Annotated in this window: 9 protein-coding genes; 6 read left to right on the top strand and 3 right to left on the bottom strand. The window is 71.8% G+C overall.

Annotation, left to right across the window (positions count from 1 at the left end):
* The 3 genes from A9X05_RS02280 to nudC all read left to right on the top strand — a co-directional run.
* The coding region (locus tag A9X05_RS02280; RefSeq protein WP_067778952.1) for an ATP-dependent DNA helicase at positions 1-3,037 on the top strand (3,037 nt) is incomplete at its 5' end.
* A 90-nt stretch (positions 3,038-3,127) separates the two neighbouring features.
* Positions 3,128-4,198 (top strand): TrkA family potassium uptake protein, encoded by a 1,071-nt coding sequence (locus A9X05_RS02275; protein ID WP_067750960.1) that lies wholly within the window; start codon positions 3,128-3,130, stop codon positions 4,196-4,198.
* Between the two features lie 109 nt (positions 4,199-4,307).
* Positions 4,308-5,240 carry an NAD(+) diphosphatase gene (gene nudC / locus A9X05_RS02270; RefSeq protein WP_067778946.1) on the top strand — a complete coding sequence of 311 codons (933 nt, stop codon included), beginning with the start codon at positions 4,308-4,310 and terminating at the stop codon, positions 5,238-5,240.
* 10 nt (positions 5,241-5,250) lie between these two features.
* Here the strand turns inward: nudC and A9X05_RS02265 are convergent, their stop codons facing one another.
* Both A9X05_RS02265 and mrx1 read right to left on the bottom strand, forming a co-directional pair.
* The gene (locus tag A9X05_RS02265) at positions 5,251-5,916 is read right to left on the bottom strand and encodes a sensor domain-containing protein (RefSeq protein ID WP_067778943.1); all 666 of its coding nucleotides are present in this window, start codon (positions 5,914-5,916) and stop codon (positions 5,251-5,253) included.
* An 82-nt stretch (positions 5,917-5,998) separates the two neighbouring features.
* Positions 5,999-6,253, bottom strand: a complete 255-nt coding sequence (gene mrx1 / locus A9X05_RS02260) for a mycoredoxin Mrx1 (protein ID WP_067750972.1) — start codon at positions 6,251-6,253, stop codon at positions 5,999-6,001.
* A gap of 115 nt (positions 6,254-6,368) precedes the next feature.
* On the opposite strand from mrx1, the gene A9X05_RS02255 reads away from it, so the two are divergent.
* The 3 genes from A9X05_RS02255 to A9X05_RS02250 all read left to right on the top strand — a co-directional run bounded on the left by A9X05_RS02255 (position 6,369) and on the right by A9X05_RS02250 (position 9,198).
* The gene (locus tag A9X05_RS02255) at positions 6,369-8,468 is read left to right on the top strand and encodes an ATP-dependent DNA helicase UvrD2 (protein ID WP_197498880.1); all 2,100 of its coding nucleotides are present in this window, start codon (positions 6,369-6,371) and stop codon (positions 8,466-8,468) included.
* A 173-nt stretch (positions 8,469-8,641) separates the two neighbouring features.
* Positions 8,642-8,794 (top strand): hypothetical protein, encoded by a 153-nt coding sequence (locus A9X05_RS30310; protein WP_156669995.1) that lies wholly within the window; start codon positions 8,642-8,644, stop codon positions 8,792-8,794.
* Between the two features lie 134 nt (positions 8,795-8,928).
* Complete coding sequence (locus A9X05_RS02250) at positions 8,929-9,198, top strand: WhiB family transcriptional regulator (RefSeq protein WP_067750977.1); 270 nt, start codon at positions 8,929-8,931, stop codon at positions 9,196-9,198.
* Here A9X05_RS02250 and A9X05_RS02245 read toward each other — a convergent pair.
* Positions 9,195-9,779, bottom strand: a 585-nt coding sequence (locus A9X05_RS02245) for an AarF/UbiB family protein (protein WP_156736206.1), incomplete at its 5' end; no start/stop codon positions are given. The two genes, A9X05_RS02250 and A9X05_RS02245, sit on opposite strands and share 4 nt — an antisense overlap.

Here is a 9,779-nt window from a genome sequence, read left to right as displayed (position 1 = left end):
CGCCGGCCAGTTGCTGCGCCGCGTGCGCTCCCGCCTCGCCCGGCTGGCCGGCGTCGGCGCCCCCGACGGTGCGGCTGCCGCGGAACCGGCGGGCAACCCGACGGTCAGCACCTACCACGCCTTCGCCGGTTCCTTGATCCGCGATTACGGGCTGCTGCTGCCCATCGAGCCCGACACCCGGCTGCTCGGCGAGACCGAGCTGTGGCAGCTGGCCTTCGACGTCGTCAGCCGCTACCGCGGGGAGCTGCACACCGACAAGACCCCCGCCGCGGTGACGTCGATGGTGCTGCGGCTGTGGGGTCAGCTGGCCGAACACCTGGTCGACACCCGGCTGCTCGGCGATACCCACGTGGAGCTGGAGCGGCTGATCCACACCCTGCCCGCGGGCCCCTATCAGCGCGACCGCGGCCCCAGCCAGTGGTTGCGACGGTTGTCGGACACCCAGACCCAGCGAGCCGAGCTGGTGCCGCTGCTCGACGCTTTGGGCGAGCGGATGCGGGCCGCCAAGGCGATGGACTTCGGCGTGCAGATGGCCTGCGCCGCACGGCTGGCGGCGGACTACCCGCGGGTCGGCGAGGAACTGCGCGGCCGCTACCGCGTGGTGCTACTCGACGAGTACCAGGACACCGGGCACGCGCAGCGGGTCGCCCTGTCGGCGTTGTTCGGCGGCGGTGTCGACGACGGGCTGGCGCTGACCGCCGTCGGCGACCCGATTCAGTCGATCTACGGTTGGCGCGGCGCCTCGGCGACCAACCTGCCACGCTTCACCACCGACTTCCCGCTGTCCGACGGCACACCGGCGCCGGTCCTGGAGCTGCGGACCAGCTGGCGCAACCCGCCGAGCACCCTGCGGCTGGCCAACGCGATCTCGGCGGAGGCGCGCCGCAGGTCCGTCGCCGTGCACGCGCTGCGGCCGCGCCCGGACGCGCCGGCCGGGACCGTCCGCTGCGCATTGCTGCCCGATGTGCAGGCCGAGCGGGAGTGGATCGCCGACGAGCTCGCCGCCCGGTACCGGGGGGCCGACGGCGGGAACCCGCCGACCGCCGCGGTCCTGGTGCGCCGCAACGCCGACGCCGCGCCCATCGCCGATGCGCTGCGCGCCCGGGGTGTCCCGGTCGAGGTCGTCGGGTTGGCCGGGCTGCTGTCGGTGCCGGAGGTCGCCGACGTCGTGGCCATGCTGCGGCTCGTGGCCGACCCGACCGCGGGCGCGGCGGCGATGCGGGTGCTCACGGGTCCGCGCTGGCGCCTCGGCGGCCGCGACGTGGCCGCGCTGTGGCGGCGCGCCCGGACGCTGTGCGACGGCGGGGGCGGGGCCGTCGCGCCGGAAGCGATCGCGATGGCGGCCGGCCCGGACGCCGACACCGCCTGCCTCGCGGACGCCATCGCGGATCCCGGCCCGGCGGAGTGCTATTCGGCCGCGGGGTATCAGCGCATCACCGCGCTGGGCGCCGAACTGCGCGCGCTGCGGGGCCACCTGCGCCATGCGCTGCCGGACCTTGTCGCCGAGGTGCGCCGGGTGCTCGGCGTCGACTGTGACGTCCGCGCCGCGGCGGGGGCGCAGTCCGGCTGGACCGGCACCGAACACCTGGACGCGTTCGCCGACGTCGTCGCCGGCTACGCCGAACGAGCGGACGCGGCCGACCGTTCGGCGACGGCGTCGGTGTCGGGGCTGTTGGCCTTCCTGGATGTGGCCGAGTCGGTCGAAAACGGCTTGCCGCCCGCCCCGTTGGTGGCCGCGCGCGATCGCGTGCAGGTGCTCACGGTGCACTCCGCGAAGGGGCTGGAGTGGCAGGTGGTCGCGGTGGCGCACCTGTCGGGCGGGATCTTTCCGTCGACCGCGTCCCGGAGCACCTGGCTCACCGACGCGGCGGAGCTGCCGCCGCTGCTGCGGGGCGACCGCGCCTCGACGGGCGCACTGGGCATCCCGGTGCTCGACACCTCGGATGTCACCAACCGAAAGCAGCTGTCCGACAAGATCTCCGAACATCGCCGACAACTGGAGCAGCGCCGCGTCGACGAGGAGCGGAGGCTGCTCTATGTCGCCATCACCCGCGCCGAGGACACCCTGCTGGTGTCCGGCCACCACTGGGGCGCCACGGGGATCAAACCGCGCGGGCCCTCGGATTTCCTGTGCGAGATCAAGGACGTCATCGACCGTTCGGCCTCGGCCGGTGACCCCTGCGGGGTGGTGGATCAATGGGCGTCCACCCCGGCCGACGGTGACCGGAACCCGTTGCGCGACAACACCGTCGAGGCCGTCTGGCCCGCCGATCCGCTGGCCGGCCGACGTGGTGATGTCGAGCGCGGTGCGGCGTTGGTGACCCGGGTGATGTCGAGCGACACCGGTGACGAAGGCGCCGACGTCGAGGGTTGGACCGCCGACGTCGACGCGCTGCTCGCCGAACGGGCGCGGGTGGCCCAACCGCCGTCCGGGGAGCTGCCCAGCCAGCTGTCGGTCAGCGGCCTGGTCGACCTGGCCCGCGACCCCGCGGCCGCGGCGCAGCGGCTGCGGTATCGGCTGCCGACGCGGCCCGACCCGCACGCGTTGCTGGGCAACGCGTTTCACGCGTGGGTCCAGCAGTTCTACGGCGCCGAGTGCCTGTTCGACCTCGCGGACCTGCCCGGTGCGGCGGATTCCGACGTCGGCGACACCCGGGAGTTGGCCGCGTTGCAGGCCGCGTTCACCGAATCGCCGTGGGCTGCGCGCACTCCGGTCGCCGTCGAGGTGCCCTTCGAGATGCCGATCGGCGACACCCTGGTGCGCGGCCGCATCGACGCGGTGTTCGCCGACCCCGACGGCGGCGCAACGGTCGTCGACTGGAAGACCGGAGAACCGCCGCACGGACCCGAAGCCATGCGGCAGGCCGCCGTCCAACTCGCCCTCTACCGCTTGGCGTGGGCCGCCCTGTCCGGTGTCCCGGCATCGTCGGTGCGCACGGCCTTCTATTACGTGCGCGCCCGCGCCACGGTCGCCCCCGACGATCTGCCCGCCCCCGCCGAACTGGCCGGGCTGCTGGGCGAGCCGGCCGTCGGGTGACCCGCGCTGCCCGGGTACCGGGGTGGCGATCGTGGTTACATTGAGGCGTGGGTGTCTCCTGCGCTGGCGTCGAGCCGATCACGGACCGCCGTGCGCAACGGTAGGTCGCGGCAACTGAGCGGTCTCGAAGAGACGCTGACCGCCCAGCGAGGCCACCAGTTGGTCGGCGTGGTGCGCATCCCCGAGGAGCACGCCAGCCCCATTCGGGTGATCACCCGCCGCGTGGCCATCGCGCTGGTGGTGCTGTTCGCGGCGGCCGTCATCGTCTACGCGGACCGCAACGGCTACCGCGATGTGCGGGGCCAGCCGCTGACCTTTCTGGACTGCGTGTACTTCTCCGCGGTGTCGCTGTCGACGACCGGCTACGGCGATATCACGCCATACACCGAAACCGCGCGTTTGGTTCACACCCTGATCTTCACCGCGCTGCGGATCGCGTTCCTGGCCGTATTGGTCGGCACGACCCTCGAGGTGCTCTCCGAGCGCTCCCGGCAGGGGTGGAAGATTCAGCGTTGGAGGAGCAGAGTGCGCAACCACACGATCGTGATCGGCTACGGCACTAAGGGCAAGACGGCCGTCGCGGCGATCCTCAGCGACGAGGCCGCCCAGGGCGAGGTCGTCGTCGTCGACACCGATCGCAGCACCCTCGAGCACGCCGCGACCGCGGGCCTGGTCACCGTGCACGGCGACGCCACCAAGGCCGACGTGCTTCGGCTGGCCGGGGCGCAACACGCGGCGTCGATCATCGTGGCCACCAGCCGCGACGACACCGCGGTGCTGGTCACGCTGACCGCCCGGGAGATCGCCCCCAACGCCAAGATCGTGGCGTCCATCCGAGAGGCCGAAAACCAGCACCTGCTACAGCAATCGGGCGCGGACTCGGTGGTGGTCTCCTCGGCGACCGCCGGCCGCCTGCTGGGGCTGGCCACCACCACGCCCAGCGTCGTGGAGATGATCGAAGACCTGCTGACACCGGACTTCGGGCTGGCGATCGCCGAGCGCGAGGTGGAGCCGGCCGAGGTCGGCGGCTCCCCGCGCCATCTGCGCGACATCGTGCTCGGCGTGGTGCGTGACGGCCACCTGCTGCGCATCGGCGCGCCCGAGGTGGACGCTGTCGAGGCCAACGACCGGCTGCTCTACATCCGGCACGCGGGGCACTAGTGGCGATCGCAAGAGCGGCAGAGCCGGTCGCGGCGGGTCGCCACGATGGCTGGGCGATCGCAAGAGCGGCGGAGCCGGTCGCGGCGGGTCGCCACGAAGGCTGGCTCTAGTGGGCATCGCGGACTTTCGGCTACGGAACGTGCCGTTGCTGTCGCGGGTCGGCGCCGACCGGGCCGACCAGCTGCGCACCGACGTCGAGGCGGCCGCCGCCGGCTGGGCGGACGCGGCGCTGCTGCGGGTGGATTCGCGCAGTCAGGTGCTGGTCGCCGACGGCCGGGTGGTGCTGGGCTCGGCGGCCAGGCTGGCCGACAAGCCGCCACCGGACGCGGTGTTCCTGGGCCGCATCGACAACGGGCGCCACGTGTGGGCGATCCGCGGCGCTCTGGAGGCGCCGGAGGACGAAGACGTGCACGCCGAGGTGGTGAACCTGCGCGGCCTGGGGTCGATCCTCGACGACACCAGCAGCCAACTGGTCTCGTCGGCCGTCGCGCTGCTCAATTGGCACGACTCGGCGCGGTTCAGCTCGGTCGACGGCTCGCCGACCCGCCCGGCGCGGGCGGGCTGGGCACGGGTCAACCCGGTCACCGGGCACGAGGAGTTTCCGCGCATCGACCCGGCCGTGATCTGCCTGGTCCACGACGGCGGCGACCGTGCGGTGCTGGCCCGCCAGGCGGTGTGGCCGGAGCGGATGTTCTCGCTGTTGGCCGGGTTCGTCGAGGCCGGTGAATCGTTCGAGGTCTGCGTCGCCCGCGAGATCCGCGAGGAGATCGGCCTCACCGTCCGCGACGTCCGCTACCTGGGCAGCCAGCCGTGGCCGTTCCCGCGCTCGCTCATGGTCGGCTTCCACGCCGTCGCGGACCCCGGCGAGGAGTTCTCGTTCAACGACGGCGAGATCGCGGAGGCGGCGTGGTTCACCCGCGACGAGGTGCGCGCGGCGCTCGCGGCCGGTGACTGGTCCAGCTCGGCGGATTCGAAACTGCTGCTGCCCGGCTCGATCTCGATCGCGCGCGTGATCATCGAATCCTGGGCCGCGATCGACTGACCCGGCGCCGCTACTTGATGCGGTCCGTCACGGTCTGCAGCACGGCGCTGGCGACCTGATCGGTGGGTTCGATTCCCAGCACGCCGACTGAGACCAGCACCGATGACTTCACCGTGTAGAGGTGAATCCAGCCGTCGGAGTTCAACTTCAACGTCAGGGAATCCGGCTTGTTCAGCGTGAAGTCATACGCGGTGTGGTGCAGGGAGGCGCACTGATCCAGCGTCGTGTGCAGCTGGTTGAGCGCCCCGCGGGCGACGTTGGCGTCCGGGTAGACGACGACGGCGTTGGTGACCTCGTTGATCGGGGCGATGCCGCCCGGCCTCAGGTCGTCGGTCGAGCCGGCGTAGGCGACAGAGCGGTATTCCTTCCAGCCCCCGGCGAAGGTGAGGTCCGTGGTTCCCACCGCCCGGCACGGCGCCGGCGGGTTGCCGATGGTCTCCCGTGGCGGATCGTGGCGGTCGGCATACGGATACGGTTGCAGGCCTTCGAAATTGGCGATGTGACGCGCATCGTCGAGGCTGATGACCAAGGAGTCGGCGTACACGTGCGGGCTCGGGTTCGCCGCCGTACGGGAGTGCGAGCATGCCGTCAGTACGGCGACGGCGATGACGGCCGAAGCCATGCCGGCCAGCGACAGGCGCCGAGGCAAGCGGCTCGACCGATCACTCGACGCCATGCTCGCCAATGTTAGGGCCGCGCTCGGCGGCAGGCAGAGCAGTTGGTGAACACCGGCGGCGTGTCGGCGCGCCCGGCCCTCTTTAGGCGCCGGCCTCGGCCAGCTTGGCCTTGACCTCGGCCGCGCTCGGGTTGGTCAGGGTGGATCCGTCGGCGAACTTCACCGTCGGGACCGTCCGATTGCCGCCGTTGACCGACCCGACGAATTCCGCCGCCGCGGGGTCGTGCTCGATGTCGACCGCCTGGTACGGAATTCCGTTGGATTTCAACACAGTCATGAGGCGATGGCAGTAGCCACACCATGAGGTCGTGTAGACGGTGATCGGGGCAGTGGTCATAGCTCGTTAACGTAGCCCGCAGGCGGTGTGTTCCGCGCCCGAACACCGCACCCATATCCCGACGCGCACCGGCCGGGGCCGCGGTTTGTCGGCCATCGCTGCCAAGATGGACGCCATGCCGATGGTCGCCGACGCCTTGACCGCCGGGCTGGACGACGAGCAACGCGAGGCCGTCCTGGCTCCCCGCGGCCCGGTCTGCGTGCTTGCCGGGGCCGGAACGGGCAAGACCCGCACCATCACCCACCGGATCGCGCAGTTGGTGGCGAGCGGCCATGTGGCCGCCGGGCAGGTGCTGGCGGTCACGTTCACCCAGCGGGCGGCGGGGGAGATGCGTTCCCGGCTGCGCACGCTGGACGCCGCAGCGGGCGCCGACACCGGCGTCGGCGGGGTGCAGGCCCTGACCTTTCACGCCGCGGCGCACCGGCAGCTGCGGTACTTCTGGCCGCGGGTGGTCGGTGACACCGGCTGGCAGCTGCTGGACACCAAGTTCGCCGTGGTGGCGCGGGCGGCCAGCCGCTCAAGGATCAACGCAAGTACCGACGACGTCCGCGACCTGGCGGGCGAGATCGAGTGGGCCAAGGCGTCGCTGATCACCCCCGAGGAGTATCCGGCCGCCGTGGCCGAGGCCGGGCGGGACATCCCGCTCGACGCCGCCCGGGTCGCGACCGTGTACGCCGCCTACGAGGCGCTGAAGGTCCGCGACGAATCGGTGACGCTGCTCGACTTCGACGACCTGCTGCTGCACACCGCGGCGGCGATCGAGAACGACGCCGCCGTGGCCGACGAATTCCGGGGCCGCTACCGCTGTTTCGTCGTCGACGAATACCAGGACGTCACACCGCTGCAGCAGCGGGTGCTGGCGGCGTGGCTGGGCGACCGGGACGACCTGACCGTCGTCGGTGACGCCAACCAGACCATCTACTCGTTCACCGGGGCCTCGCCGCGGTTCCTGCTGGACTTCTCGCGGCGCTATCCCGACGCCACCGTGGTCCGCCTGGAACGCGACTATCGCTCCACCCCGCAGGTGGTGTCGTTGGCCAACCAGGTGATCGCCGCGGCCCGCGGGCGGGTCGCCGGCAGCAAGCTGCACCTGTCCGGTCAGCGTCCGCCGGGCCCGGCGCCGTCGTTCCGCGAGCATCCCGACGAACCGGCCGAGGCCGCCGCTGTCGCGGCGTCGATCGCCCGGCTGATCGAAGCGGGCACCCCGGCGTCGGAGATCGCCGTGCTCTACCGGGTCAACGCGCAGTCCGAGGCCTACGAGGAGGCGCTGACCGAGGCCGGCATTCCCTATCAGGTTCGCGGCGGCGAGGGCTTTTTCACCCGGCAGGAGATCAAACAGGCGCTGCTGGCGCTGCAGCGGGCGGCCGAGCGCGGCGCCGACGGTCCGCTGCCCGGCGTCGTAAGAGCCGTCCTGGAACCGCTGGGTCTGACGGCCGAGCCGCCGGTGGGCGCCCGGGCCCGGGAGCGCTGGGACGCGCTGGCCGCGCTGGCCGAGCTGGTCGACGCCGAGGTGGCCCAGCGCCCGCAGCTGGACCTCGCCGGCCTGCTGGCCGAGCTTCGGTTGCGCGCCGACGCGCGCCACCCGCCGGTGGTGCAGGGCGTGACGCTGGCCTCGTTGCACGCCGCCAAGGGGCTGGAGTGGGACGCGGTGTTCCTGGTCGGGCTGGCCGACGGCACGCTGCCCATCTCGCACGCGTTGGCGCACGGCCCCGAAAGCGAGGCGGTCGAGGAGGAGCGCCGGCTGCTGTACGTCGGAATCACCAGGGCGCGAATCCATTTGACGCTCAGCTGGGCGCTGGCCCGCAACCCGGGCGGACGGCAGGGCCGCAAGCCGTCGCGGTTCCTCAACGGCATCGCGCCCCAGGCCCGCGCCGACGCCGCCCCCAACAAGTCCCGGCGCAACCGGGGACCCGCGGCGCGCTGCCGGATCTGCAACAAGGACCTGTCCACCGCCGCGGCGGTCATGCTGCGGCGGTGCGAGACGTGCGCGGCCGACGTCGACGAAGACTTGCTGCTGCGGCTCAAGGCGTGGCGGCTCGACGTCGCCAAGGAGCAGCAGGTGCCCGCGTATGTGGTCTTCACCGACAACACCCTGATCGCCATCGCCGAGCTGCGGCCCGGGGACGAGGACGCGCTGATCGCGATCCCCGGCATCGGCGCGCGCAAGCTGGAGCAGTACGGGCCCGACGTGCTGGAGTTGGTGCGCGGCGCCTGACCACACCGTCGAGCGTGGGGCTTGTGGACGAATTCGAGGCAATTGCCGTACTAGGGCCCACACTCGGTGAGGCTGTCGCCGATAAGCGCAGGTCAGAAAATCGTTTGTGCCGCGCGCCCGCGGCCGTTTACCCTCGAAGCTGCGTTCTGGCACGACGAAGGGAGGTGGCCACGATGATCAACGACGCGTTCGGTGTGGACGTGGCCGCCGCGGCGGCCACGCTCAAGCATGCCGCCGCCGTGCCGGCGGCCGCGTTGAAGCATCGCGCCGCCGCCGCCGCGACGAACGCGTCCGCAGGACTCGAGGTCCACCGAATGGCTACGTAACTCCCCGGTCTCACCGGATGGCCACGGACCCGAAGTCAAGGATCCGTGGCCATAGTCTTTTCGGGCGCAAGCCCGCTCCCTGGTCCGGATCAGCGAAATCCGCAAGCCCCGACCAGGAAGCAGGTGAGCAGGACATGTCGGCCCTGACAGTCCCCAGACAGCCGTCGCCGGCGTTGCCGTGTCACGCCGGCGATCCCGACCTCTGGTTCGCCGAGACCCCGGCCGACCTCGAGCGCGCCAAGGCGCTTTGCGCGGGCTGCCCGATCCGGCGCGAGTGCCTGGCGTCCGCGCTGGAGCGGGCCGAGCCCTGGGGGGTGTGGGGCGGCGAGATCCTCGACCGCGGCGCCATCCTGAGCTTCAAACGACCGCGCGGACGCCCCCGCAAGGACGAGGTCGCCGCCTAGATGGCCGCGCTGTCGGGCTCGGCGAAGCCGGGAATCAGCTCCTCGGAGAGGGCCTTGATCGGCACCCGCGCGTCCAGCTGGCACAGGATCGCCGCCACCGAGGCGATGACCCGCATCGGGATGGCCAGCTTGGGCGGCAGGTCCATCTGCCGGGCCGTCTTGATCTGGGACACCGACCGGTCGATCTGGCCGACGGTCATGCGCTGCAGCCATTTGCGCGTGTAGTGGAACTCGTCGACCTCGATGGGTTCGACGTACTGGCGCAGCATTTCGTCGATGTCGCGCACGGACACCTGCTGGCCCTTCTGGATGAACCCGACCTTCTCCATCGTCGGCAGCAGCAGATCGTAGTTCTTGTCGCGGGCCAGGCGGATCGTCATCCCGAGCTCGATGGGGTAGCCGCCGGGCAGCGGTGCGACCGCGCCGAAGTCGATGACGCCCATGCGGTCGTCGGGCAGCAGCATGAAGTTGCCCGGGTGGGCGTCGCCGTGCAGCATCCCCAACCGGCGCGGCGCGTCGAAGGTGAGCTCGAGCAGCCGGGTGCCGATCAGGTCGCGCTGCTCGCGGGTGCCGTCGCGGAT

It is taken from the genome of Mycobacterium sp. E3298, from assembly GCF_001666895.1.
Lineage (GTDB): Bacteria > Actinomycetota > Actinomycetes > Mycobacteriales > Mycobacteriaceae > Mycobacterium.
Note: the sequence above shows the minus strand (reverse complement) of the source record. Positions and strands in the feature narration are given on the sequence as shown.

Bases quoted from the DNA above. Each gene is read 5' to 3' on its own strand.
- A9X05_RS02265 (WP_067778943.1), bottom strand. From the start codon at position 5,916: ATGGCGTCGAGTGATCGGTCGAGCCGCTTGCCTCGGCGCCTGTCGCTG.
- mrx1 (WP_067750972.1), bottom strand. From the start codon at position 6,253: ATGACCACTGCCCCGATCACCGTCTACACGACCTCATGGTGTGGCTAC.
- A9X05_RS02255 (WP_197498880.1), top strand. From the start codon at position 6,369: ATGCCGATGGTCGCCGACGCCTTGACCGCCGGGCTGGACGACGAGCAA.
- A9X05_RS30310 (WP_156669995.1), top strand. From the start codon at position 8,642: ATGATCAACGACGCGTTCGGTGTGGACGTGGCCGCCGCGGCGGCCACG.
- A9X05_RS02250 (WP_067750977.1), top strand. From the start codon at position 8,929: ATGTCGGCCCTGACAGTCCCCAGACAGCCGTCGCCGGCGTTGCCGTGT.